This is a genomic window from Cycloclasticus sp. PY97N (assembly GCF_002443175.1).
Taxonomy (GTDB): Bacteria; Pseudomonadota; Gammaproteobacteria; order Methylococcales; family Cycloclasticaceae; genus Cycloclasticus; species Cycloclasticus pugetii.
Window position 1 is genome coordinate 1,466,869 of record NZ_CP023664.1, and the last position, 25,882, is coordinate 1,492,750.

A 25,882-nucleotide genomic window follows, 5' to 3' on the forward strand; every position below is an offset into this window, starting at 1 on the left:
TCAAGCCGCTATACATGGTTCACACTAACTCTTGATATTAAACTCTGTCGTTAACCAATCACAACACGCTTTTAATGACATTGGTTTTGCGCGGTAGAAGCCTTGCGCAATGTCACAGCCTAGCTCCTTTAGTTTATTCCATATCTCCTCTGTTTCAACACCTTCAGCAACCGTTTCCATTTTTAATTCTTTAGCAAGGTAAATGCAAACTTTGACGATAGACATTGCTTCGTCATCGTCTAACATTTTCATCACAAAGCTACGGTCAATTTTCAGCTCTGTAAAGGGTGCTTGGTAAAGTTGCACAAGTGATGAGTGACCTGTTCCAAAATCATCAATTGATAAGGCAAAGCCTTTCATTCGGAGTCTATTCATAATATCTAGCGAGTCAGAAATAGATGTTAAAACTGCTGATTCTGTTAACTCAAAAGTAATGGCTCCTGTTGGGATACCAACATTAGCTAGCCTCGTACTTAATTGCTCTGGTAAAGATAAATCCAATAAATCTTGTGCAGAAATGTTAATTGAAATGTTTGGTTCAATACCTTTTTCACAAAATAAGCCGTAATCAGTGATGACCAAATCTATCACTTCATTGGTAATACTTGAAATCAGATTATTTTGTTCTGCTAGACCTATAAATTGATCCGGAAATATCATGCCACGCTCGGGGTGTTGCAAACGAACTAATGCTTCAAAACCAACTACTTTCCCTGACCTTAATTCAATCTGTGGTTGATAAAAAATAATCAAATAGTGAGACTCAATTGCGTGCTGTAAATCTGCCAGAGTAAATAATGATGTGCTAGATGTTGAGATTAATGGAGAAAGGTCAGTTTTATCAAGCATGATCTTCTTATGGGTATATATTTGCTTTATTTCATCAATAAAACTATATGGCTCCAGTGGTTTTGTTAATGTTCTAGCAACGACCACTTTTTTTGCATCAGCAAATTGTCTAGCGGAATGTAACACTTTCTCATCAAATCCACTAATCAGTACATAACTTGGCACGCTTCCTTTTGCATGAAGGTGCCTCATCACTTCGATACCATCCATTTCTGGCATATTTAAATCAAGCACAACAATATCATCACTACTAACAGGCTGATTGATAAACTCAACTGCCGATGTAAAACCTTTTGCAGAAAACCCAGCCACCTCAATCAATTCTTTAAGCATTTCAACTTGTTGCGGCTCATCATCTACCACATAAATAATAATTTCCTCTGGTAGCGTAAGAAACCCATCTACATTTAGAGCGTCTTCAATTTCTCGTTCATGCTCCTTGCTAAACCGCTTAATATGTTGATTCGTTTTATTTAGATACTCTATAAAACAGTCTTTTAGATACACAATGAACCCTGCAATGTCCCCATTTGCTTTAACGGTATTTTTGAATTTCTGGTGTAATTCTTGACTTATCATTTGGTGAAGAGCGACTTCACTATCAGCAAACGGGTAACTCAATGACTGCATAATAGCTTCTTTACGCGTAAAATATGATTCTCCATATAGGAGAAGGCCCATTGCTAATTTATTTAGCAGCGCCCTCTCACCCCCATTCTCGGCTATCACATGAGCTTCATAAAATAACTGAAATAAGCGTTTGTGATATTTATCAATAGCATCTATCCCTACACTCATCTCTGGAGCCCAATGCCATAGCTCATAACTTTTAACTTCAATCATCATCATTACCATAGATCAACGTTGAAACTCGCCTTAGCAATTCACCTGTACGATACGGTTTATACATCATGTTGTTCTGCAAACTTTTATCTTTCATTGCTGAGTGACGATTACTGCTAAAGCCCGTAGCCAATTGAACTTTAATACTCGGATAATTTTCTTTGATATGCTTCGCAAGCTGATAACCATCCATTTGAGGCATAATGACATCACTTAAAACCAAGTCAAATTTCGTTGTTGCTAACATCTCTATAGCCTCGTTACCATTTCTTGCTAGCAACACTTGATAGCCAGCCAACGTTAAAATTTCTAGAGCTAGCTTTCGTAAAGCAGGTTCGTCATCGACGACTAAAATTGCTTGCCCTTCACCTTGACGATATGGTTTTACTTCAATAGGGCCAGTATCATTCCTTTCCTCACCACGATACAGAGGGAAATATAAGGTAAACTCACTGCCTAGGCCTTTTTCTGAATATACTTTTATCGTACCGCCAGATCGTCCTGCAAAACCATATACTTGGCTTAAACCAAGCCCTGTTCCATCAATACCTTTCGTCGTAAAGAATGGGTCAAAGATGAAATCTACAATGTCTTTATCTATTCCGCAGCCATTATCTTTAACCGATAATGTTATATAATCATTTTCAGTTAATCCAAGCATCTCTGCCTCTATCTGAGAAAGGTGCACGGCACCTGTACTAACCGTTAGTTGCCCTCCATCTGGCATGGCATGTTTAGCATTGATCACTAAATTCAGCAACGTGTCTTCAAGTTCACTTTTATCAATCCATATAAGCCCTAGTGAGTCACACAGTTGGTAATGAACTGTGATCATTGCTGTTAGTGACTTGTTAATTAGATCTTTTTGATCATCCACTAGACTATTAACATCAACCGCTTCGGCTTCAGCCTCTGTGCTCTTTTGCTTAGAAAAAGCAAGCATCCGCTTAGTCAACTGTCTTGCTCGTTCCCCTGCCTGGCTTATATTTCCAATGTATTTTTGCAAACCTTTAACATTGGAAAATTTCATTTCCATGAGACTGGTATAACCTAAAATAACCCCCAACATATTATTGTAATCGTGCGCTATACCACCCACCAGTTTGCCTAAAGCATCCATTTTCTGTGCCCGTTGAATCTGAGCTTGCTGAGACTTTATTTCAGTTAAGTCTTGGCATGAACAGGCAAATCGGTGTTGTCCATTAGCTGAAACTGGCAACTCTGCAAGGGTAAGGCGCATAGGGAATGTGGTGTTTTTTTTGTATACACCAACAGCTTCACGAGAACCAGCTAAAAGACACATGGCGTTTGCTTGACTATAACCCTCAGGCTGACCTTCATCTTTTTCACGTACTAATATCGATATATTTTGACCAATTGCTTCTACGCTACTTACACCAAATAAATGCTCGGCAGCGCGGTTAAAGGACTGTATGACCCCCGTCTCACTAAGCGTAATAATGCCGTCCCTGAGTGTGTCCAGAATATCGCGTTGCTCTTGTTCACTTTTCATCAATGCTTGTTGCGAAGCATGTTCGTGTGTTATATCTCGAACCAGCGAGACTGCACCAATCACCTGACCTGACTCATTAATCAGCGGGTTGTTATACCACTCACATAAGATGATCTTGCCTTCTTTTGTAACATTCTCATTCCTACTGTTTTCACCACCCGTATTCGTCATCAAGCCTTGCCATATTTTATCGACATCTATCACTGCACTTTCTGGTAATATCATGTCGGAAAAGTTACGCCCTTCGACTTCTTTGAGTGTGTAACCAAACATTAACTCTGCCGCTTTATTCCAATTAACAACCTCAAAATCGATGCTCCATTCTATAGCTGCCAATGGCGTTTGTTCGCGATATAGCTGTAGGTGCTGCATTGATGCACGCATCTCAGTTTCCAGATGCTTACGTACACTGACATCAACACCTTCAGCGACTAATTGAATGACGCTATTATTCTCATCGCGTATAGGGTGAAAGCCTATCTGAAGAGCCAGTACACCGTTATTAGTCATTATCTCAATATCGCGTAGCGTCTTTCGCCCATTAAAGGCTTCGATACAATCACTCTGAATAGTCTTTTGAAGAGCAGAGTCATATGAAAACCACTCATTCATCCAAAATTCTTTTCCAATAACATCCTCTGCTTTAAGACTGAGAGATTCTAGCGGCGTATTATTGATAAAAGTAACTCTAAAATCAGTATCTAGGACAGCGACCATCGTCTGCATATCATTAAATGCTTTTTCAACTTGCTGTTGAGCTTGAAGCGCTGCTTGGCGTAACTCATACTGCTCAGTTACATCATTAAACACTAACACCATGCCCAAAATATTATTATTTACATCACGAATAGCTGCTGCTGAGTCTGCAATTTGATATTCATCACCTTCTTTTGATATTAAGGTCGTATGGTTACTCAAATAAACCGTCTCACCGGTTTCGAGTACCTTTTCCACAGGGTTTGGTATTGGCTCTTTTGTAGACGCATTGATAATAGGAAAAATTGTTTTGACTGTCTGCCCTTGCGCTTCTTCTATTGACCAGCCAGTTAACGTTTCTGCAACATGGTTCATTCGAGTCACATGTCCCTGTTCATCAGTAGTAATAACCGCATCTCCAATACTACTCAATGTCACCTCTAAGTCTTGTTCTCGTTGCTTTAAAAGGTTTTCATAGTAATCACGAGAATTGAAAGCTTCTTTTAACGAGTACTTAAGTGTTTGAATATCTAGGGCGTCTGATTGCTTAAATGAAAAGTCGATACTTCCCCCAGGTTGATAATTCTGTAACGTAGTGGAAATTTGTTCAATTGGACGAACTACATAGCGAGTAGCGAGCCATGCTAGCAATGTAAATAGCATAGATAACACCATACCGAAGAAGAGTGTTTTTTTACTAGCCGTATTAACAGCTACCTGAATTTTCGTTTGGTTTAATCCAAGGTGCATTTGCCCCGAAAGGCTGGGAGTTAGTGCAACAGCATATTCATAAATAAGCCCCCGATTTTCAATATTATATTGAGCAACGAGATTAATTGGTCTCGAACCATTCAGTGTTGATGGGTACTTAGCAATCTGTTTATTTAAAAATTTAGGGAAGTCTGTATCATATGAATGGGCAAAAAGATGACCCTCCCTATCTATAACATACAAATACTCAATCGAGTTATTCTTGTAGTTTTGAGCAACCTGCAGCATTTGTGTTAATTGCTCCTTATCTCCAGTAATAACATCATCGGCAACCACACTCGCCATGGTGCGAACTAACGTTTCAGCAAATATTCTGTGTGTGTGTGTTTGCTGTTGGAGGACCTCATGTCTTACAGCATATAAATTAAGTACAGTTATTGTTAAGCCAAGGCTAAAAACAATAATGGATAAACGGGTACTTAGTCTCATTAAGAACGCTCCAAGTTAATAAAATCGAAAATATTCCTTTTTTCTAAATCAACATAGTCCTTATCTACCATTCATATGGAGTTTCACTTTTACCAAAATAATAATATTTATTGGTATATTGCCCGAAACTTGAAACTAAGTAAAACAGCGGGAATTTATATATAACTGTATCATTAAATTATTGATAAACAACTTTATTCAGTTCATTCACCCATCTATGACTGGGGTACATTAAATAATAAGTTGATTTGAATATCCCCAGAGCCTTTCATACTGCAAAATTCACGCATCATTTTTTTAGATGAATTTAAAATCATTTGAAAAAACAATATCACAAAAAAAGGCGCTGTTAAAACAGCGCCTTTTTTCTTACCTAACTATCTAGCAATATCAAGCTTTAGCAGCAATCTTCACTGTATCCGCTGATTTTTGATACTCTTCAATTTGATCAAAGTTTAAGTATCGGTATGTTTCATCCGCCATGGTATCAATTTTATTGGCGTATTCCATATACTCTTCTTTAGTTGGAATCTTACCTAATATTGCCCCCACTGCTGCCAGTTCTGCCGACGCTAAGTAGACAAAAGCACCATTTCCTAAACGATTAGGGAAGTTACGTGTAGAGGTTGAAATAACTGTAGACTTCTCTGCAACACGTGCTTGGTTCCCCATGCAAAGCGAACACCCTGGCATTTCAGTACGTGCACCTGATGTTCCATAAATATTGTAATAACCTTCTGCTGTCAATTGCGCCTCATCCATTTTAGTTGGAGGTGCAATCCACAAACGAGTTGGGGTTACACCGCCATACTCTTGCAATAAGTTACCCGCTGCTCGAAAATGACCAATATTTGTCATACAAGAACCGATAAAAACTTCATCAATCTTAGTACCAGCAACATCTGATAATGTTTTGACATCATCAGGGTCATTAGGGCATGCAAGAATAGGCTCGTGAATATCGCTCATGTTAATTTCAATGATTTCTGCATATTCAGCATCGGCATCGGCTTCCATTAGTTCTGGATTAGCCAGCCATTCTTCCATTGAAGTAATACGACGTTCAATCGTTCTAACATCACCATAACCTTCAGCAATCATCCATTTCAACATGGTGATATTTGAATTCAGATATTCAATGATAGGTTCTTTGTTTAACTTAATAGTACAGCCGGCCGCTGAACGCTCCGCAGAAGCATCCGATAGTTCAAATGCTTGCTCAACTTTCAAATCAGGTAAGCCTTCAATTTCAAGAATACGACCAGAGAAAGCATTAATTTTGCCTTCTTTCGCTACCGTTAGTAAACCTTTGTCGATAGCCGCTAAAGGAATAGCATTGACCATATCACGTAGCGTAATACCTGGTTGCATTTCACCAGTAAAGCGAACCAAAACAGACTCTGGCATATCCAATGGCATAACACCTGTTGCTGCAGCAAAGGCTACTAGACCAGAACCAGCAGGGAATGAAATACCTAATGGGAAACGTGTATGAGAGTCACCACCAGTACCGACAGTATCTGGAAGCAACATACGGTTTAACCATGAATGGATAATTCCATCGCCCGGACGTAACGGCACGCCACCACGATTCATAATAAAGTCTGGTAAGGTGTGGTGAGTTGTAACATCAACTGGCTTAGGGTAAGCCGCAGTATGACAGAAAGATTGCATCACTAGGTCTGCTGAGAAACCTAAGCAAGCCAAATCTTTCAACTCGTCACGAGTCATCGGGCCTGTTGTATCTTGTGAACCAACAGTGGTCATATGTGGTTCGCAGTAAACGCCAGCTCTAATCCCTTTTACGCCACAGGCTTTACCAACCATTTTTTGCGCTAAGGTGAAGCCTTTACCACTATCTTCGTGAGCTTCTGGAGTTCTAAATATCTCTGATGCTTCCAAGCCAAGTGATTTACGTGCGCGTAATGTTAAACCACGTCCAATAATTAAAGGAATACGGCCACCAGCCTGAACTTCATCAAGAATCACGTTTGATTTTAATTTGAATTCAGCCAACACTTCATCGGTGCCACTTTTAGTGACTTTTCCTTCATATGGATAAATATCAATAACATCATTCATGTGTAATTTAGACACATCCATTTCAATCGGTAATGCGCCTGAATCTTCCATTGTGTTAAAGAAAATTGGCGCAATTTTGCCACCAATACAAACACCACCCGCACGTTTATTAGGGATGTAAGGAATATCATCACCCATAAACCACAACACTGAGTTAGTAGCAGATTTACGAGAGGAGCCTGTGCCGACAACATCACCTACATAGGCGAGAGGAATACCGTCTTTTTCCATTTCATCAATTTGAGCGATTGGTCCTCTTTCACCTGGGACATCTGGTTGAATGCCTTCACGTGGCATTTTAAGCATCGCAAGCGCGTGTAAAGGAATATCAGGACGAGACCATGCATCAGGGGCTGGTGATAAGTCATCAGTATTAGTTTCACCAGTGACTTCAAATACTTTAACGGTTAACTTTTCGGCAAGCGGTTTTTTATTGGTAAACCATTCGGCATCTGCCCATGATTGAATCACACGTTTAGCAGCAGCATTGCCAGCCTCTGCCTTTTCTTGAACATCATGAAAAGCATCAAACACGAGTAGAATCTGAGACAGCTGATCTGCAGCTGTTTCGGCAAGTTCTGCGTCATCAAGAAGTTCAACCAATGGCATAATATTGTAGCCACCTAACATGGTGCCTAACAACTCAGTGGCTCTAACTCGGTCGATTAATGGAGAAGATGCTTCGCCTTTTGCGATAGCCGCTAAAAAACCTGCTTTTACATAAGCAGCTTCATCTACTCCTGCTGGTACGCGATTAATGATCAAATCAAGCAAGAACTCTTCTTCTCCTGCTGGCGGCGCTTTTAATAACTCAACAAGGCCAGCAACTTGCTCGGCATCCAGTGGCTTTGGAACAATACCCAAAGCAGCTCGTTCATTTACATGGTTACGATATTCTTCTAACACAGATCACTCCTAGGTTTAAAATTTGGGGCTTTAAGCAAGCAATACTTACCAATCAGGGTGAATATTTTAGCATTTAGCACTCAAAATTGACAGGTTTAGCGATAAGGTGTTTTATATACACATGCGGTTATTTAAAACAAATATCACAATTCTCAATGTGCCTAATCATTTTTAAATACCAACCAAACGACCTCTATAAATTAGTGCTAGTTGCTAACCGTGACGAATATTATCAGCGTGCAACACAAGCCGCTGGTTATTGGCCAGATCAACCGCATATTTTCGGTGGCATAGACCATGTTGCTGGCGGTAGTTGGTTAAGTACCGATACCTCAGGCCGACTAGCAGCACTGACTAATGTGCGGAAACCTCCCTTTATAGAAAATACAAAACTATCTCGCGGCCATTTAGTGCGTGATTTCTTATCTCAACAATCCACAGCTCCAGACTTCATAGAAAAACTAAAAAAACGGCGTGCTGATTACGGTTTATTCAATTTATTATTAATGGATCACACTGGCTTGTGGTATTACTCTAATGACTCGTTACATGTTCAACAAGTACCTGCTGGTATTCATGGGCTTTGTAATGCCTCCTTAAATACCCCGTGGCCAAAATTATCTACCGCTACTGCGGCCGTAGAAAAATCGTTAGCAAGCAACAAAATCGACCCATTTGAGTTATTAAGTACGATGCAGTCGCAAACCCAAGCTAATGACCAAGATTTACCTAACACCGGGATTAGCCTCGAATTTGAGCGTTTCTTATCACCTATTTTTATTCAAGGGAAAGATTACGGTACACGATGCACCACATTACTAACTGTTGATGAACTAAGTGTTAAGTTTCTAGAAATAAGTTATGACTCGAGTGGAGAAATAACAGGTGATGTAAAAGAAGAAATTGAGCTAATAACTAGATAAACTAAAACTTTTTTATCAACCAACATAAACATGACAGCCGACTAATCAAGCACTAAACGATACGCGTAACCAACTTGGTACACAGCATTTAAATTTTGGGTTTTAATGCGGCCTTCATTAATTAGGCAGTTATTTTTGAGTGCTCAAATTGCTTATCCAAGCACCCTTCTGACTATCTCATCAATTGAGAACAATTTGCTGCATTCCCTTACTTAATAACTAGGCCATCCTTTCTAGTTGAACTCAACGTTGTGATACACCTGTTGCACATCATCTAAATCATCCAACATGGCAAGAAACTTTTCAAACAGTTCTACATCATCGCCTGTCATAGTAGTAAATGCCTGTGGAATAAACTGGATTTCATCTACTTCAAAATCAATTTCTCCTAGCTTATCAAGCAGTGCTTGTTTTGCCTTAAAGTAGTCGGTAGGTAACGCAAAAACGGAAATTTTACCATTTTCATTTTCAATATCTGTCACGTCTACGTCTGCATCCATTAGTATCTCTAAAACCGCTTCTTCATTATCGTGTTTAAACACTAGAATGGCAGAATGATCAAACATATGGCTTACGCTACCTTGCGTGCCAATTTTACATTTTGTTTTAGTAAACGCTTGGCGAACATCACCAAACGTACGATTTGGGTTATCAGTTAGACAATCAATGATGGCCATACTTCCACCAGGCCCATACCCTTCATAACGTGCGGGAGAATAATCTTCGCCACCACCGCCTTTTGCTTTATCAATCGCCTTTTCAATAACATGAGCAGGCACTTGGTCTTTTTTCGCGCGGTCAATTAAGCTACGAAGTGCCAGATTACCTTCAGGGTCAACACCACCTGACTTTGCGCTAACATAAATCTCACGCCCATAACGGCTATAAACCTTCGCCTTCATATCAGACGTTTTAGCCATAGACTCTTTGCGGTTTTGGTAGGCTCTACCCATGCGATTGATACTCCGAATTAATTTATTTACTGTTTATTTTAAAGCTAAGCACAATACATGTGAATGTTGAAAGTGCACTTACGTCGATTAATATCAACCGATCATTAGAATGTCTTGGTTAGTCTGCTTGCATTAAGACAACTTTTTTGTGATTTAAAGAAACCGATAAACTTCAACGTCTTTGGTTTTTTAGATGCCAATAGAAAACATTAAAAGGATGACAGACCTCGATGTAAATCTGCTGTTATATCGCCAGCATTTTCTAAGCCAACGCCTAAGCGTATTAAGGCGTCTGTTATACCAGCTTTGTTACGCTCCTCTTCGGTTAGACGTCCATGAGTTGTGGTCGATGGGTGAGTAATCATGCTTTTTACATCACCTAGGTTAGCGGTTATCGAAATCATCTGCGTCATATCAATAACTTTCCAAGCATTGTTTTTACCGCCCTTTACTTCAAAGCTAACAATGCCACCAAAACCGCTTTGTTGCTGCTTAGCAAGCTCATGTTGTGGATGATTAGCTAAGCCAGTGTAATAGACTTTTTCAACATTCGATTGCTGTTCTAACCATCTCGCAACAATCAGTGCATTGGAACAATGTTTTTCCATCCGTAACGATAGAGTCTCTAAGCCTTTATGAAATACCCATGCATTAAATGGGCTCATCGTATGACCTGCGGTACGTAAAATTGGATAAATTTTTTCTTCTATCAGTGCGTTATTGCCAACAACAGCACCACCAATACAGCGACCTTGACCATCTATATATTTAGTCGCCGAGTGAACAACCAAATCAGCGCCTAAGCTCAGTGGCTTTTGCAAGGCCGGCGTACAATAAACATTATCAACGATAAGCAACGCACCATTGGCATGTGCTAATTCGGCTAGTGCTTTTATATCTGCTACATTGCCAAGAGGGTTAGATGGTGTTTCTAAAAAAAGAAACCTTGTATTTGGCTTTATTGCTGACGCCCATGCGTTGATATCATCGAGATCTACAAAGGTGGTCTCTACGGCAAATTTTTGCATGATATTTTTAAACATCAATGCAGTATTTCCAAAAACGCTACGCGAACAAATGACGTGATCACCGGCGCTTAACAAGCCTAAACAAACAACATTAATCGCCGCCATGCCTGACGATGTTGCCATTGCACGTTCGGCGCCTTCCATTACAGCAAGGCGATTTTCGAAAGCTCTAACTGTAGGGTTTGTAAAACGCGAATAAATATTACCCGCAGCTTTTCCTGAAAATCTCTCAAAGGCCTCTTGTGCGCTACCAAAAACATAACTCGACGTTGGAAAAATTGCATCACTATGTTCATTTTCTGGCGTTCTTTGCTGACCTGCTCTAACACCCTGCGTTTCAATGGAGTAATCTTGCCAATCAATATCTGACATATATGCGCCTTTTATAATTAGTGAGAGTTATGCAGTTCAATCACTGTAGGATCCAAATCGTTGATCGCTTTTTGATCATCTGACCGACTTAACCCTTGCTCTCTAAGGTATTCATCGCTAACCGTTCCGGTAACATAATTTTGATTAAAGCAAGCCGCATCAAAATCAACAATTTCTGGGTTACGTTTTCTAACCGACTCAAATAAATCATCGAGCTCTTGATAGATCAACCAATCAGCGCCTATGGCTTGTTGTACTTCGTCCGTTGTTCTATCGTGCGCAACTAATTCTTCAACAGCCGGCATATCAATACCATAGACATTTGGGTAGCGAACGGCTGGGGCAGCCGATGCAAAATAAACTTTTTTAGCCCCGGCTTCACGCGCTAATTTAATAATTTGACCTGAAGTTGTCCCCCTAACGATGGAATCATCGACCAATAAAACGTTTTTACCTCTAAACTCTAGATCAATGGCATTAAGTTTGCGTCTAACCGATTTTTTACGTTCTAGTTGCCCCGGCATAATAAACGTGCGGCCAATATAGCGATTTTTAATAAACCCTTCTCTATATTTGACATCTAGCATATTAGCAAGCTGTAAAGCAGAGGTTCGACTAGTATCTGGGATAGGGATTACCACGTCGATATCATGATCAGGACGAGTTCTCATGATTTTTTCGGCTAATTTCTCACCCATTCTTAGACGTGATTTATACACTGAAACATTGTCCATAATTGAGTCTGGACGAGCTAAATATACGTACTCAAATATACAAGGTGTTAAACGAGGGTTTTCTGCGCACTGTTTGGTGTGTATTACCCCGCCTTTTTTAATAAAAACAGCTTCACCCGGTGCAATATCTCTAATTAATTTAAAATCTTGAGCATCCATGGCAACTGATTCCGAAGCAATCATATAATCGCTACCCTCATCAGTTTCACGCACACCATAACAAATGGGTCTAATGCCATTAGGGTCACGAAACCCAACAACGCCAAAACCTGTAATCATTGCTACGACTGCATAGGCTCCTTCACAACGTTTATGTAGGGCTTCTACCGCTTTAAAAACGTCATTTTCATTAAGTTTTAATTTGCCTAAAGATTGCAGCTCATGGGCTAATACATTTAATAAAATTTCCGAGTCCGAATTAGTATTGATATGGCGCTGATCTTCGATAAACAGTTCTTTTTTCAGCGCAGCGGCATTTGTTAAATTACCATTGTGCGCCAAGGTAATGCCAAAAGGTGAATTGACATAAAATGGCTGAGCCTCTGCAGAACTTGAGCAGCCTGCTGTTGGGTAACGAACATGAGCAATACCCATATTTCCTTTCAGTTCTAGCATATGACTGGTTCTAAAAACATCTCGAACTAAGCCGTTTGCTTTACGAAGATGCAGCTGACTGCCTTCACAAGTGACAATACCAGCGGCATCTTGACCGCGGTGCTGCAAAACAGTTAACGCTTCATATAACTCTTGATTAACGTTGTGATGAGCAACGATACCCGCAATTCCACACATTTTGATTCAACCTTTTAAAAACTTAATATGAAAAGTACTCACTAACACCATCGGGAATTTGTTCTCTTAACCAAAGAGATAATTCCTGAAAAGGCCCAATAAGCATTGACTCTACCCACCAAGGATCTTGAGGTAAAGGTGTTAAACCCGCCAATAAAACTAACACGGCCATAACGACCACGCCACGTGCTATACCAAAAAGCAGACCAGCAAATCGATCGGTACCCGTTAACCCTGTTTTATCAACTATTTGACTGATTAAATAGGACAACATAGCGCCTAATATCAGTGTTAATAACAATAAAATAATAAACGCCGCAGCGATTCTGACGGAGGGGACCTCAATATAGTCGGTTAGGTAAAATGAGAATGGTTGGCTAAACCTAATACCAACTATAATCGCAACCACCCATGTGCCTAACGAAAAGGCTTCTTTTACTAGACCTCTAAATAAACCAATGAGTGCCGAAATGAAGATAATGCCAAGGATGACATAATCTACCCAAATCATATTATTTAAAACATTCACCGACAAACCTATGGATATTGGATAACGATGGTATTTGAAAGCTTCTGTTCTTTTTGAAGCTTTACACTAATAGCTTCTGCCTTCTCTTTGTCTAATTCCGGCCCAACTCTTACGCGGAAAATATCACCAGTTTTAACAGATGACGGTTCAACGAATGCTGTAAAACCAGCACTTTTAAGTTTACTTGCTAGGCTGTTTGCATTTTTTGAGTCTGAAAAGCTACCAACTTGAACAACCCATGCAGAAATACCTTCAACCGTTTTAACCTCTGGTGGGCTGGGGATAGTTGGCGGGGCTTGTTCAGAAATTTTGACACCGGATTCTTTAGAGATTGAAACCTTAGCCACTATTTCTTCTTTTTGTTCGGGCAATGTCTGAATGTTCGGCGTTGGCTCGCTCGGTTCAGTAGGAATATCTATTGTAATAATATCTGTATCCGCTGGCTTTTGACCGATGAACATTGGTAAAAAAATAACAGCCAAAGAAATAACAATAGTGGCACCAATTAAACGCTGTTTTAAAGGTTGTTCCATATAAATTTAAGAGACTATTATTAGGGAGTATTTGAGCGCATTATAACGCTTCTAAACACGCTTCTACCACATAAAAAGAACCAAAACATATAACTAAATCATCTTGCTTTGCAGCAAGCTGCGCATTTTTCAATGCCTGCTGTATTGATGAATATTTAAAGCATTGTTGTGAATTATCATCTACCAAGCATTTATATAAATCAGCCACTGATAACGCTCTGGGAGACTGTAATGGCGCAATATGCCAATTATCAATTAGCCCAATAAAAGGTTTAAGCACTTCATTTAACTGTTTGTCCGCCAGTACAGAAAAGACGGCATGGATTTGCCCATTAGTCTTTTTACTTTTAAGAAAGTCCGATAACACCTGAGCTGATTCAGCATTATGTGCAACGTCTAAAAAAATATCAGGCGCTGAACTAACCTGTTGCAACCTACCTTTTAATGAGGTGTGTCGAAGGCCAATGTCAATATTATTTTTACTAACTGGTTTAATGTGCTGTATGTTTGCTAATAGGCTAACCACGGCAGCAGCATTTTTTATTTGGTGATAACCTTGTAAAACTGGCATTGGGTAATGCCCTGCAAACACATGATTCGCCACTAGAGACCAGTCGTTAGCGTTTTTATTAACATCAAAGTCTTTACCTGCTAACGATAATTGGGTGCCTAGTTTTTTTGCATAATCAATTAAGCTGTTAGGCACCGTCGAATCGCCACAAACAGCGATCTGGTTGGCTCTGAAAACACCTGCTTTTTCTAACGCAATTTGATTACGGTCATCACCTAACCAATCAATATGATCAATAGAGATACTCGTAATAAGTGCGGCATCAGCATCGACGATATTAACTGCATCAAGTCGCCCGCCTAAACCAACCTCGAGAATTTGAATATCCACTTTATAATGATCAAATACGTCTATGGCTGCCAGCGTGCCAAATTCAAAATAACTTAAGCTGGTTTCTTTTCGTGCGAGGTCTATTTTATAAAAAGATGAGGCTAGTGAGGAATCAAGCACGGGCGTGCCATTAATTCTAACCCGTTCATTATAGTGGTTAAGGTGCGGTGTACTATAAACGCCTACACGGTAGCCAGCGGCAATAAAAATTGCTTCTAGCATAGCAACACAAGAGCCTTTACCATTGGTGCCCGCCACCGTGATGGTATAAATAGACCGTGAATGTGTTGGCTTTAATGCTTTGTATACGCTTGCTACACGCTCCAGACCCAGATCAATATTTTTAACATGACACTGTTCCTGCCAAGCCAGCCACTCGTCAATAGAAGATAGCGCTGATAAACCAGATTGCACGCTAACTATTGATTATTGATCGTCGTCCAGTTCGTCATCGGGCACTACTTCAGCCACAGGCACATCGAGTGCTTTCAAGTTGTCATGGCCCGCATGCAATAAGGAAAGAATATCTGTGATCGTTTGACGTAGATCTCTGCGGTCAACAATCATATCTATTGCACCATGCTCTAATAAAAACTCACTGCGTTGAAAGCCCTCTGGTAGTTTTTCGCTAACCGTTTGCTCTATCACTCGCTGTCCTGCAAAGCCTACTAATGCATTGGGTTCTGCAATATGTACATCTCCTAGCATTGCTAAACTAGCCGACACACCACCCATAGTTGGGTCTGTTAAAACGGATATGAAGGGGATTTTTTTGTCAGCCAATTGTGCTAAGGCGGCACTGGTTTTAGCCATTTGGAATAAAGAAAACAAGGACTCTTGCATTCTCGCTCCACCACTTGCTGAAAAGCATACCAATGGAATATTGGATTCGATGGATTGATTCACAGCCCGCACAAAGCGCTCACCGACTACTGAACCCATAGACCCACCCATAAATGAAAAATCAAAGGCTGCTGCAACAAGCTCCATATCAAGAACGCTGCCTTTCATCACGATAAGTGCATCAGTTTCCCCTGTAGCTTTGACGGCAGAGGCATGGCGGTCTTTATATTTTTTACTGTCTTTAAACTTTAATGGGTCAAGCGATCTGACGTTCCCACCAATTTCTACACGGCCAGCTTCGTCTAAGAAAGACTCTAGGCGTGCTCGACCACTTAGACGCTGATGGTGATCACATTTTGGGCATACATGTAAATTGCTTTCCAAGTCCGTTTTATATAAAACGCTATGGCAACTATCACATTTACACCATAAACCTTCAGGCACAGAGCCTTTTTTCTTACCACTTAATTGGATGCCAGACGGTATTAATTTTTCAAACCAGCTCATAAATCACCTAACCTTTATAATTATTTTGTGACAGCGTCCATCGCCGTTCGCATTTCACTTAATAAACCAGAAATGGCTTGTTGCCCTTTCGATTGATTCTCAGAGTGATCGGTAATGCAGTTAATCAACGCACTCCCCACCACGACAGCATCACCTATTTTAGCAATATTCGCGGCGATATCGGCATTTTTAACACCAAAACCAATGGCTATAGGCAATGATGTGTATTGTTTGATATTTTGTATTTTTGTTTTAATGTCGTCTAGTTGAAGGTGCCCCGCACCGGTTACGCCTTTCAAAGACACATAATAAATATAACCTTGCGCAACAGCTGACACCTTTTTGATACGACTCTCATTACTGGTTGGTGATAAGAGGAATATAGGCGCTAAACCATGCTGTTTAAACGCTGCTATTAAATCGGAGCTTTCTTCAGGAGGAATATCAACAGTTAACACGCCGTCAACACCAGCTTTCGCAGCAGTACTGGCAAAGGTTTCATAACCCATAAATTCAATCGGATTTAAATAGCCCATTAAAATAACCGGTGTTACTTGATCAGTTTCTCGAAATGCCCGAACAATCTCTATAACCCCTTTTAAAGACATTCCTTTTGCCAACGCCCTTTCACTGGCTTGTTGAATAACAGGGCCATCGGCCATCGGGTCAGAAAAAGGAACGCCTAGTTCAATAATGCTGGCTCCAGCTTTAACCATGTTATGCATGCAAGATAGAGTAAAATCAGCATCTGGATCACCCGCAGTAATAAAGGGAATTAAAGCTTTTTGCTTGGCACCTTCGAGTCCTTTAAAGCACTTGTCTAAACGACTCATAGTTCAATACCTTCAAGTTTCGCAATAGTAAATATATCTTTGTCTCCTCGACCCGATAGGCACACTAAAATGGTTTCATCTTTGTTCATTTTTTTCGCTAGTTTGGTCGCATAAGCAACTGCATGGCTAGATTCCAGCGCAGGAATAATACCTTCTACTCGGGTTAATTGATGAAAAGCCGCTAACGCCTCATCATCTTTAATACTGACATATTCTGCACGCCCTATATCCTTTAACCAGGAATGCTCTGGCCCTACTCCAGGGTAATCAAGACCAGCAGAAATAGAATGCGTTTCAATAATTTCACCGTTGTCATCGGCCATCAAATACGTTCTGTTCCCATGCAGCACACCTGGTTTACCTGCACATAAAGGCGCTGAGTGCTGCCCTGTTTCAACACCTAAACCAGCCGCTTCTACGCCATAAATAGAGACTGATTGATCTTCTATAAATGGGTGAAAAAGCCCGATGGCATTAGAACCACCACCAACACAGGCCACTAGCGCATTGGGTAAGTGGCCCGTTTTAGCAATCATTTGCTCACGAGATTCACGCCCAATAACCGTTTGAAAGTCTCTGACCATTGCAGGATAAGGGTGCGGCCCGGCTACTGTGCCGATAATATAATACGTATCATCTATATTGGTTACCCAGTCCCTAAGCGCTTCGTTTAGAGCATCTTTAAGCGTTTGTGATCCAGAAGTAACTGGCACCACTTTGGCACCTAGCAATTTCATACGATATACATTAGGTGATTGACGCTGAATGTCTTCAGCGCCCATGTAAACAACACACTCAAGGCCTAGCCGTGCAGCTACAGTTGCCGTCGCAACACCATGTTGACCAGCACCTGTTTCTGCAATTATTCGTGTTTTACCCATGCGTTTAGCTAATAACGCTTGGCCAATTGTATTGTTTATTTTATGCGCGCCGGTGTGGTTTAAATCTTCTCGTTTAAGATAAATTTGCGCACCACCATTTTCTTCACTTAAGCGTTTTGCATGATAGATAGGAGATGGACGACCGACATAGTCATGCAAATCAGCATCCAATTCTGCAAGAAAATCGGGGTCTTGCATAAATTTAGCATATGCCTCATTCAACTCTTCAATCGATTCCATTAGTGTTTCACCAACAAACAGCCCCCCGTAAGGGCCAAAGTGACCACGTTCATCAGGTAAGTCATAATGTGTTACAGCTGCTTGCATTTTTTTGTCACTCGTTGGCACGTTTAACCTCTTGCATAAATTGTTTTATTAATTGGTGGTCTTTGACCCCTTTGCTTTTTTCAACCCCACTACTAACATCTACGGCAAATACGTTAGTATTCTGTATGGCTTTAGAGACATTACTCGGATTAAGCCCACCGGCTAATACGATAGGTAATTTACATTTTTTTGGTATTAGATCCCAATCGAATGTTTGTCCAGTACCACCGTATTGGCTGCTGTCAAAAGCGTCAAGCAATAACCCAGATGCTGAGTGATAAGTATCAGCTACCTCATCTAAATTTATGCTGTTACGCATTCTAATCGCTTTTAAATAGGGCTTGTTAAAAGATGAGCAGAATACTTCATCTTCATCACCATGAAATTGAAGAAGGTCAACCGGAAGTTTACTTAAGACGTGATTAACATAATCATAATCTGGGTTAACAAAAAGCACTACCTTATTGATAAATGGCGATATATTAGAAAATAGAATTTCAGCTTTTTGTATTTCTATACTTCTTGGACTTTTATCATAAAAGACAAAACCTAACGCATCTGCACCATTTTCTATCGCTGCATAGGCATCATCAGGCCGAGTAATTCCACAAATTTTCACACGTGTTCTAAATGGCATTTTTTTACTTAGCTCTGTTTTTTTTCAATGGCATCACTAAAAGGTGAAAACGCCTCAAGATTATCTAAACCGAACGCTTCAGGGTAGTACACGCCTTTAAAATACAAACCATTAGGCAAAGCAGTTACGCCTGCCTGTCGACGATCTTTAGCCTTCAGTGCATGATGTACGAATTCGGGAGGTCGCTCCCCTGTCCCAACAGGTAATAAGGTGCCAACTATATTTCGCACCATATGATGTAAAAAAGCATTGGCGATGATATCGATGATGATTTTATCATCGATACGTTTAATAACAATCGAATGAATATGTTTAACCGGAGATTTTGCTTGGCAAGCTTGTGCACGAAATGAAGTAAAATCATGAGTACCCAATAAATAATTAGCCCCTTTCTGCATTAAGTTTTCATCTAAGGGGTTAAAAATAGTGGTGACATGATGTCGACTTAAGGCAGATTTTACCCAACGATTTAAAATCTCGTACCGGTAGTAACGCGCAGCCGCTGAAAAACGAGCATGAAAATCTTCCGTAACCGGTTTAATCCACACAACACGAATATCGTCGGGTAAATTAGCATTTGTACCAAATACCCATTGATGTAATTCTCGTTGCTTACTGGTTTCAAAGTGTACAACTTGCTCTAAAGCATGCACGCCAGCATCGGTCCGCCCTGCACAAACAACAGATACAGGACTCGATGCAAGCACAGACAAGGCAGACTCTAGTTTCTCTTGAACCGTCTGAGGAGTGTTTTTTTGCCGTTGCCAACCATGGTAGCAACTTCCATCATACTCAACCCCAACAGCAAATTTCATCATTTAATACAGCCTAGTTAACACGTGCGTTATGCATCAATGTTTTCATATCACGTACGGCTAACTCAAGTCCCGTTATTAGCGCCCTTGAAATAATTGAGTGACCAATATTAAGCTCTACAATTTCTGGAATTTTAGCAATGGGTTCTACATTATGATAATGCAAACCATGGCCCGCATTAACTTGCAAACCCAAACTATCGGCATAATTAGCAGCCGTTACAATTCTGTTATATTCTGCTTCTTGCTCGGATAATGATTTTGCATCTGCGTAGCAACCGGTATGCAATTCAAGCATCGAGGCACCCGTTTCTTTTACAGCATCTATTTGTTCTTTATCTGGGTCGATAAAAGGGGAGATCAAAATGCCAGCTGATGATAGTGATAAACAAGCTTGTCTTAATCGCTCAAAGTTCCCAGAAACATCTAAGCCACCTTCCGTGGTTAATTCTTCACGTTTTTCAGGCACCAAACAACAAGACGCTGGCTTTGTTCTACAAGCAATATCAATCATCTCATCGGTAATAGCCAGCTCTAAATTTAACCGAGTGTGTATATTGGACGCGATGTCGTATACATCTTGATCTCTAATATGGCGGCGATCCTCTCGTAAATGAATAGTGATGCCATCGGCGCCAGCTCGCTCAGCGATAAAGGCGGCATCAAGTGGGGACGGGTAGTCTGTGCCTCGTGCATTTCTTAATGTGGCAACGTGGTCAATATTAACACCTAAAAAGAGAGAATTTTTATGCATAGTAATAAAGTAGAAAATTAAGCGAACAAATCGCGACTTTTAAGTATTTTACCATCCAACTGGTTATCGATTAACCGTCGCATAAGACGTTTTGCTTGCTTTAGCTCTGTTTTGCCTTGTAGGTTATTATTGTTAAGGTTAATTAGAGTACTACCAAGAACGGTATCAGGATGATTTTCATTATTAGTCAACCGAGGCCCCTGCCCTGGATGATAGATGTAATATTTACTAGGGTCTATCGGTCGTTGATATTCACTGTCATATTCCAGCATGAGCCCATAGCCGATTCCGTCAAATAACTTTTTTTCAAACTCTCTCAGGTGTACTTCCAGCGATAGGCCCTTTGACAGCAAAACAATAACGTCTCTATATGCATCAAATAAATAAGGGTGCGCATCGTGTTTATGAAGTAAACATAGAATTAATTCATTAACATAAAAGCCACAATACAAAGCAGCTCCTTTCAATTGAGGTATATTTTCAGGGTCCTCGATAGAGATAAGCGTTTTAAGATCACTCTTACCGATCCAAGACAGCGATAATGCTCGAAAGGCTTGCAACAAAGAACCGTATTTAGAATTATTTTTTTTTGAGCCTTTGGAAAGAATCGACAAAACACCATAATCGCGCGTAAACACTTGATGAATTGAACTGTTTTCCTTAAACCCCTGACTTTTTAAAATAAAGCCCGTCTGATGCTCCACTCTATTCATCGCATTTGTGTAAACGAATTAACGCTGTTCCTTATATAGTCAGTTATTCGATACCCCGATACCCTAAACTGATCAATTCTCGTTCATTGTCCGACCAGTTTTTCTTAACCTTTACCCATAAATTCAAATAAACCTTTGATTCGAGCATTTTCTCAATATCCAGACGGGCCTGCGTACCAACCTCTTTAAGCCCTACGCCTTTATCGCCTATGACTATATTCTTTTGCCCATCCCTTTCCACCCAAATAACAGCATGAATACGGGTTATTTTTTCTTCCACTTTGTATTGATCAATACTAATGCTTAATGAATGAGGAATTTCTTGCCCTAGACGACGTATAAGCTTTTCTCGAATAATTTCTGTTGCCATAAATCGTTCAGAGCTATCGGTTACTTGATCTTCCGGAAACATCAACTCACCCTCAGGAAGTAACGTTAGAAGCAACTGTTCAAACTCACCTAATTGTTTACCTGTTAAAGCAGAAATAGGGATAATCGACTGAAAATCGTGTTCGAGGCTAATTTTCTGAATAAATGGCAATAAGCTTTCTTTGTCAGCAACCTTATCAATTTTATTAATCGCTAAAACGACAGGTGCTCCTTCGTTTTTTAACTTCTCAAGAATAGAGATATCAATAGCATCCCATTGCATATCATCTTTAACCCAAACAATCACATCAACCCCCATTAGGCTGGTGTCTGCGGTTTTGTTTAAGTATTTATTTAACGCCCTTTTACCACCTAAATGCATACCTGGCGTATCAACATACACAACTTGCGATGCTTCCGTTGTTTTAATGCCTAATATCCGATGACGCGTCGTTTGTGGTCGTCTAGAAGTAATGCTGATCTTTTGCCCTAATATATTATTTAAAAGGGTTGATTTACCTGCATTTGGTGCACCTATAAGGGCAACAAAACCACTTTTGAATGATTTTTTTGTCATGATAATAAACCCTCTAAAATTTTTGATGCAGCCTTTTGCTCGGCTTTTTTCCGAGAGCTAGCTGTTGCGCATACCACTTCTTCCACACCGTCAACCTGGCACTCAACTTTAAATTGCTGATTATGATCCAGTCCTGTGGTTGAGATTACATTATAGCGAGGTACCGCTATACCACGCGCTTGTAGATATTCTTGTAATTGAGTTTTTGGATCTTTTGAAGCGGTATCTAAACTTAATGAATCTAATTGTGTTTTGAATATCGTCAACACCCAAGATCTCGTTTCGTTGAGCCCTTTATCTTTATACATGGCACCTATTAATGCTTCAACAGCATCAGAAAGAATCGAAGCTCGGTGTTTACCACCACTTTTCATCTCGCCCGGCCCCAGTACCAATTCATCGCTTAACTGCAGCATTTTAGCAATATTTGCTAACGATTCTCCATTAACCAAATGCGCACGAAGCCGACTCATCACGCCTTCATCAGCCGCAGGAAATTTCTCATAGATTGCATCGGCAATAATAAACCCTAAAATAGCATCGCCTAAAAACTCTAAACGCTCATTATTATTTTTACTAATACTTCGATGCGTTAATGCCTGTTCGAGTAAAGCATGATCATCAAATATTGTATTTATTTTTTTTTGCAGCCTGCTAGCATCAAAGCTCAACATATCATCTAATTTACTTTAAATAGGTACTTCAAACTCATCACTAAATGAGAGGATTAAATCAACATTGCCGATATAGTCTTTACGAACCTCATAGTCAACTTTCATCGTAATGTCGCTAAGAGAACGGTTGATTTTGGCGTTTTTGGCGTTAATACTGTTCACCTGATTCATATCCAGTTTTTTCTGAAACAAGCCCCTTATCTGCCCAACACTCATTTTACTTAAGTCTTGATCCATCTCGATCGCTTCCATTGCCTTTTTAACAGCAAGGTGTTCCATATAAACAGGGAATACCTTCAAAACACTTAATGTAATAATGCCTATTAAGCCGAAAACTAAAATTAACCCGACAAGAGTAAACCCTTTTTGCTTTGATGAATTCATACCATATTTCCTTTTTATAATTAATCCTACTGTATTATTGAACCTAATCTTGACCAATCGACACCTTTATTATCAGCATCCCAGTTCATCCAAATCATAAACGCTTTACCGACTATATTTTCTTCAGGGACCGTACCCCAGTATCGACTATCATTACTGTTATCACGGTTATCTCCCATCATGAAGTAATGTCCATCAGGCACTATTATTTCACCTTCAACTGACGGACGTTGTTGCATAATAAGTATCTCGTGTTCTTTCGCTTGTAGTTGCTCATGCTGCAATAAGGCACCTGTCATATTCTCCCCTTGGCCAACACCTTTGTACAGACCTAAGGGTTTTTGTATTATTTTCTCACCATTAATAAAAATATGTTTATCGAAATAGCCGACTTTATCACCAGGTAAGGCAATCACGCGTTTAATGTAATCTAATGAGGGGTTTTGGGGGTAACGAAAAACCATAATGTCACCTCGTTCTGGCTTTCCGATATCAATTATTTTTGTATCAACAACAGGCAACCGTATGCCGTAGGAAAACTTGTTAACCAAAATAAAGTCACCTATTAGTAATGTTGGCATCATCGAGCTGGAGGGGATTCTAAATGGCTCTACAATAAACGAGCGCAAAACCAAAACGAATAAAAGCACTGGGAAAAATGATTTTGAATACTCAACAATCAGTGGCTCTTTACGGGCGGTTTGGCTTTTTTTCAACCGTTTTATAAGCCAATAAATAGCGGCAATAAACCCAGTTATAAAGGTGGCGAGTGTTAGTGCGGCAGAAAAGTCAAAATGCATTAGTCACTTCCTAGTTTAAGCACCGCAAGAAAGGCATCTTGTGGAATATCAACATTACCAACTTGTTTCATACGTTTTTTCCCGGCTTTTTGCTTTTCTAATAGTTTACGTTTACGAGAAACATCACCACCATAGCATTTAGCCGTCACATTTTTTCTAAGTGCTTTGACTGAGGAGCGTGCAATAATTTTCGCACCAATAGCGGCTTGAATGGCAATTTCAAACATCTGCCTTGGAATAAGGTCTTTCATTTTTTCAACCAACTCGCGGCCACGCCCTTGGCTAATATCTCGATGTACAATTAGGGATAAGGCATCGACCCTGTCGCCATTAATAAGCACGTCCAATTTTACTAAGGGCTCAGCTTGAAAACGTCTAAACTCATATTCAAACGATGCATATCCGCGACTAACAGATTTTAAACGATCAAAAAAGTCTAATACCACTTCACTCATAGGCATCTCATAGCTTAATGACACTTGTTTGCCCATGTATTGCATTTTTGTTTGTACGCCACGTTTATCAATACATAACGTAATCACATTTCCTAAATACTCTTGAGGAACCAGTATATGGGCTTCAATTATCGGCTCACGAATTTCAGCAATTGTTGAAATATCAGGCAGCTTTGCTGGGTTATCTACCTCAATAATATCGCCGTTATGTAATAGCACTTCATAAACAACCGTTGGTGCGGTAGTTATTAGGTCCAAGTCATATTCACGTTCAAGACGTTCTTGAATGATTTCCATATGCAGCATACCTAAGAAACCACAGCGAAACCCAAAACCCAGTGCATCAGACGTTTCTGGTTCATAATTTAAAGAGGCATCATTAAGCTTTAATTTATTTAATGCTTCTCGAAGGTTCTCATAATCATTAGAACTTGAAGGGAACAAGCCGGCAAACACACGTGCTTGAACCTTTTTAAAACCCGGCAATGAGTTTTCCGCAGGCTGGCTCGAAAAGGTGATCGTGTCACCAACTGGAGCCCCATAAATATCTTTAATGCCAGCAACCATAAACCCCACATCACCAGGGTACAGTGCATCAAGCACCTCCCTTTTGGGCGTAAAAACACCAACTTGATCGACTAAATGAATATTATTTGAAGACATCATTTTGATTTTCTGTTTCTTTTTTATCGTGCCATTAACAACACGAATCAAAGAGACAACACCCAGGTAATTATCAAACCAAGAATCAATAATTAACGCTTGTAAAGGGGCATCAGGATCCCCCTTAGGCGCAGGCACATTCTTTACAATATCTTCTAAAACCAATTCAACACCCAATCCAGTTTTAGCACTAATTTGAGGCGCATCAATTGCTTCAATACCTATAATTTCTTCTACTTCTTCTGCAACACGTTCAGGCTCTGCAGAGGGTAAATCTATCTTATTTAGTACCGGTAGAACTTCTAGCCCTAAATCAATAGCGGTATAACAATTCGCTACACTTTGCGCCTCAACTCCTTGCGCGGCATCAACCACCAATAAAGCTCCTTCACAGGCTGCTAAAGAACGTGATACTTCATATGAAAAGTCTACATGACCAGGTGTATCAATAAAATTCAATCGATAGGTTATTCCATCGTTTGCTTTGTAATGCAAGGTAACACTTTGCGCTTTAATGGTAATACCACGTTCACGTTCAATATCCATTGAATCAAGGACTTGCTCCTCCATTTCACGTTCACTCAAACCTCCACATATATGGATTAAGCGATCTGCAAGAGTAGATTTCCCATGATCAATATGGGCAATGATAGAAAAATTTCTTGTTAAGCTAATATCAGGCACGTTTTTACTCGTCAATCGGGGTCATAGACCGTAAATGTAGGCTAAATCGTATATAAATCATCCGATTCACATAGTTAAAAACGCCTCAAAAGAGGCGTTTAATTTTATAGCG

Annotated in this window: 22 protein-coding genes; 1 reads left to right on the forward strand and 21 read right to left on the reverse strand. The window is 40.0% G+C overall.

The features are described from left to right. Positions 1-24: 24 nt before the first annotated feature. The 3 genes from CPC19_RS07235 to acnB all read right to left on the reverse strand — a co-directional run bounded on the left by CPC19_RS07235 (position 25) and on the right by acnB (position 8,089). Entirely contained in the window at positions 25-1,698 is a 1,674-nt protein-coding gene (locus tag CPC19_RS07235) for an EAL domain-containing protein (RefSeq protein WP_020162132.1), read from the reverse strand. Further along, positions 1,685-5,101: a PAS domain S-box protein gene (locus tag CPC19_RS07240; RefSeq protein ID WP_016390723.1), complete on the reverse strand. Its 3,417-nt coding sequence runs from the start codon at positions 5,099-5,101 to the stop codon at positions 1,685-1,687. The genes CPC19_RS07235 and CPC19_RS07240 overlap by 14 nt, the downstream gene beginning before the upstream one ends. Before the next feature lie 390 nt (positions 5,102-5,491). Further along, positions 5,492-8,089 (reverse strand): bifunctional aconitate hydratase 2/2-methylisocitrate dehydratase, encoded by a 2,598-nt coding sequence (acnB, locus tag CPC19_RS07245; protein ID WP_015005902.1) that lies wholly within the window; start codon positions 8,087-8,089, stop codon positions 5,492-5,494. Between the two features lie 155 nt (positions 8,090-8,244). Between acnB and CPC19_RS07250 the strand changes: the two genes are divergently transcribed. Continuing rightward, the gene (locus tag CPC19_RS07250; RefSeq protein WP_015005901.1) at positions 8,245-9,012 is read left to right on the forward strand and encodes an NRDE family protein; all 768 of its coding nucleotides are present in this window, start codon (positions 8,245-8,247) and stop codon (positions 9,010-9,012) included. Positions 9,013-9,245: 233 nt separating this feature from the next. On the opposite strand, the gene CPC19_RS07255 is transcribed toward CPC19_RS07250, so the two are convergent. The 18 genes from CPC19_RS07255 to lepA all read right to left on the reverse strand — a co-directional run bounded on the left by CPC19_RS07255 (position 9,246) and on the right by lepA (position 25,770). Beyond that, positions 9,246-9,965 carry a YebC/PmpR family DNA-binding transcriptional regulator gene (locus CPC19_RS07255; protein WP_015005900.1) on the reverse strand — a complete coding sequence of 240 codons (720 nt, stop codon included), beginning with the start codon at positions 9,963-9,965 and terminating at the stop codon, positions 9,246-9,248. A gap of 209 nt (positions 9,966-10,174) precedes the next feature. Next, entirely contained in the window at positions 10,175-11,365 is a 1,191-nt protein-coding gene (locus CPC19_RS07260) for an O-succinylhomoserine sulfhydrylase (protein ID WP_016390724.1), read from the reverse strand. A 17-nt stretch (positions 11,366-11,382) separates the two neighbouring features. Further along, complete coding sequence (purF, locus tag CPC19_RS07265) at positions 11,383-12,891, reverse strand: amidophosphoribosyltransferase (protein WP_015005898.1); 1,509 nt, start codon at positions 12,889-12,891, stop codon at positions 11,383-11,385. A 22-nt stretch (positions 12,892-12,913) separates the two neighbouring features. Beyond that, positions 12,914-13,420: a CvpA family protein gene (locus tag CPC19_RS07270; protein ID WP_015005897.1), complete on the reverse strand. Its 507-nt coding sequence runs from the start codon at positions 13,418-13,420 to the stop codon at positions 12,914-12,916. Positions 13,421-13,428: 8 nt separating this feature from the next. Beyond that, entirely contained in the window at positions 13,429-13,953 is a 525-nt protein-coding gene (locus CPC19_RS07275; RefSeq protein ID WP_016390725.1) for an SPOR domain-containing protein, read from the reverse strand. 40 nt (positions 13,954-13,993) lie between these two features. Beyond that, positions 13,994-15,268, reverse strand: a complete 1,275-nt coding sequence (gene folC, locus CPC19_RS07280; protein WP_016390726.1) for a bifunctional tetrahydrofolate synthase/dihydrofolate synthase — start codon at positions 15,266-15,268, stop codon at positions 13,994-13,996. A 12-nt stretch (positions 15,269-15,280) separates the two neighbouring features. Then, positions 15,281-16,204, reverse strand: coding sequence for an acetyl-CoA carboxylase, carboxyltransferase subunit beta (accD, locus tag CPC19_RS07285; RefSeq protein WP_016390727.1), 924 nt, complete (start codon positions 16,202-16,204; stop codon positions 15,281-15,283). Positions 16,205-16,224: 20 nt separating this feature from the next. Continuing rightward, on the reverse strand, positions 16,225-17,037 hold the full coding sequence (gene trpA / locus CPC19_RS07290; protein WP_015005893.1) for a tryptophan synthase subunit alpha: 813 nt from the start codon (positions 17,035-17,037) through the stop codon (positions 16,225-16,227). Continuing rightward, on the reverse strand, positions 17,034-18,245 hold the full coding sequence (gene trpB / locus CPC19_RS07295) for a tryptophan synthase subunit beta (RefSeq protein ID WP_016390728.1): 1,212 nt from the start codon (positions 18,243-18,245) through the stop codon (positions 17,034-17,036). The genes trpA and trpB overlap by 4 nt, the downstream gene beginning before the upstream one ends. 7 nt (positions 18,246-18,252) lie before the next feature. Then, a complete protein-coding gene (locus CPC19_RS07300; protein ID WP_016390729.1) occupies positions 18,253-18,882 on the reverse strand; it encodes a phosphoribosylanthranilate isomerase in 630 nt (209 codons plus the stop codon). 8 nt (positions 18,883-18,890) lie between these two features. Next, positions 18,891-19,700 carry a tRNA pseudouridine(38-40) synthase TruA gene (truA, locus tag CPC19_RS07305; protein WP_015005890.1) on the reverse strand — a complete coding sequence of 270 codons (810 nt, stop codon included), beginning with the start codon at positions 19,698-19,700 and terminating at the stop codon, positions 18,891-18,893. A gap of 10 nt (positions 19,701-19,710) precedes the next feature. Beyond that, positions 19,711-20,451: a pyridoxine 5'-phosphate synthase gene (gene pdxJ, locus CPC19_RS07310; protein WP_016390730.1), complete on the reverse strand. Its 741-nt coding sequence runs from the start codon at positions 20,449-20,451 to the stop codon at positions 19,711-19,713. A gap of 17 nt (positions 20,452-20,468) precedes the next feature. After that, a complete protein-coding gene (recO, locus tag CPC19_RS07315) occupies positions 20,469-21,164 on the reverse strand; it encodes a DNA repair protein RecO (protein ID WP_020162130.1) in 696 nt (231 codons plus the stop codon). 43 nt (positions 21,165-21,207) lie between these two features. Further along, the gene (gene era / locus CPC19_RS07320; protein WP_015005887.1) at positions 21,208-22,110 is read right to left on the reverse strand and encodes a GTPase Era; all 903 of its coding nucleotides are present in this window, start codon (positions 22,108-22,110) and stop codon (positions 21,208-21,210) included. Further along, positions 22,107-22,784 carry a ribonuclease III gene (rnc, locus tag CPC19_RS07325; RefSeq protein ID WP_016390732.1) on the reverse strand — a complete coding sequence of 226 codons (678 nt, stop codon included), beginning with the start codon at positions 22,782-22,784 and terminating at the stop codon, positions 22,107-22,109. Before rnc ends, era begins: the two co-directional genes overlap by 4 nt. 15 nt (positions 22,785-22,799) lie before the next feature. Then, positions 22,800-23,168: a DUF4845 domain-containing protein gene (locus CPC19_RS07330; protein WP_015005885.1), complete on the reverse strand. Its 369-nt coding sequence runs from the start codon at positions 23,166-23,168 to the stop codon at positions 22,800-22,802. A 26-nt stretch (positions 23,169-23,194) separates the two neighbouring features. Continuing rightward, positions 23,195-23,968, reverse strand: coding sequence for a signal peptidase I (gene lepB, locus CPC19_RS07335; protein WP_015005884.1), 774 nt, complete (start codon positions 23,966-23,968; stop codon positions 23,195-23,197). Next, a complete protein-coding gene (lepA, locus tag CPC19_RS07340; protein ID WP_015005883.1) occupies positions 23,968-25,770 on the reverse strand; it encodes a translation elongation factor 4 in 1,803 nt (600 codons plus the stop codon). The genes lepB and lepA overlap by 1 nt, the downstream gene beginning before the upstream one ends. Between the last annotated feature and the right edge of the window lie 112 nt (positions 25,771-25,882).

Bases quoted from the DNA above. Each gene is read 5' to 3' on its own strand.
- CPC19_RS07235 (WP_020162132.1), bottom strand. From the start codon at position 1,698: ATGATGATGATTGAAGTTAAAAGTTATGAGCTATGGCATTGGGCTCCA.
- CPC19_RS07240 (WP_016390723.1), bottom strand. From the start codon at position 5,101: ATGAGACTAAGTACCCGTTTATCCATTATTGTTTTTAGCCTTGGCTTA.
- CPC19_RS07250 (WP_015005901.1), top strand. From the start codon at position 8,245: ATGTGCCTAATCATTTTTAAATACCAACCAAACGACCTCTATAAATTA.
- CPC19_RS07255 (WP_015005900.1), bottom strand. From the start codon at position 9,965: ATGGGTAGAGCCTACCAAAACCGCAAAGAGTCTATGGCTAAAACGTCT.
- CPC19_RS07260 (WP_016390724.1), bottom strand. From the start codon at position 11,365: ATGTCAGATATTGATTGGCAAGATTACTCCATTGAAACGCAGGGTGTT.
- purF (WP_015005898.1), bottom strand. From the start codon at position 12,891: ATGTGTGGAATTGCGGGTATCGTTGCTCATCACAACGTTAATCAAGAG.
- CPC19_RS07275 (WP_016390725.1), bottom strand. From the start codon at position 13,953: ATGGAACAACCTTTAAAACAGCGTTTAATTGGTGCCACTATTGTTATT.
- accD (WP_016390727.1), bottom strand. From the start codon at position 16,204: ATGAGCTGGTTTGAAAAATTAATACCGTCTGGCATCCAATTAAGTGGT.
- trpA (WP_015005893.1), bottom strand. From the start codon at position 17,037: ATGAGTCGTTTAGACAAGTGCTTTAAAGGACTCGAAGGTGCCAAGCAA.
- trpB (WP_016390728.1), bottom strand. From the start codon at position 18,245: ATGCAAGCAGCTGTAACACATTATGACTTACCTGATGAACGTGGTCAC.
- CPC19_RS07300 (WP_016390729.1), bottom strand. From the start codon at position 18,882: ATGCCATTTAGAACACGTGTGAAAATTTGTGGAATTACTCGGCCTGAT.
- truA (WP_015005890.1), bottom strand. From the start codon at position 19,700: ATGATGAAATTTGCTGTTGGGGTTGAGTATGATGGAAGTTGCTACCAT.
- pdxJ (WP_016390730.1), bottom strand. From the start codon at position 20,451: ATGCATAAAAATTCTCTCTTTTTAGGTGTTAATATTGACCACGTTGCC.
- recO (WP_020162130.1), bottom strand. From the start codon at position 21,164: ATGAATAGAGTGGAGCATCAGACGGGCTTTATTTTAAAAAGTCAGGGG.
- era (WP_015005887.1), bottom strand. From the start codon at position 22,110: ATGACAAAAAAATCATTCAAAAGTGGTTTTGTTGCCCTTATAGGTGCA.
- rnc (WP_016390732.1), bottom strand. From the start codon at position 22,784: ATGTTGAGCTTTGATGCTAGCAGGCTGCAAAAAAAAATAAATACAATA.
- CPC19_RS07330 (WP_015005885.1), bottom strand. From the start codon at position 23,168: ATGAATTCATCAAAGCAAAAAGGGTTTACTCTTGTCGGGTTAATTTTA.
- lepB (WP_015005884.1), bottom strand. From the start codon at position 23,968: ATGCATTTTGACTTTTCTGCCGCACTAACACTCGCCACCTTTATAACT.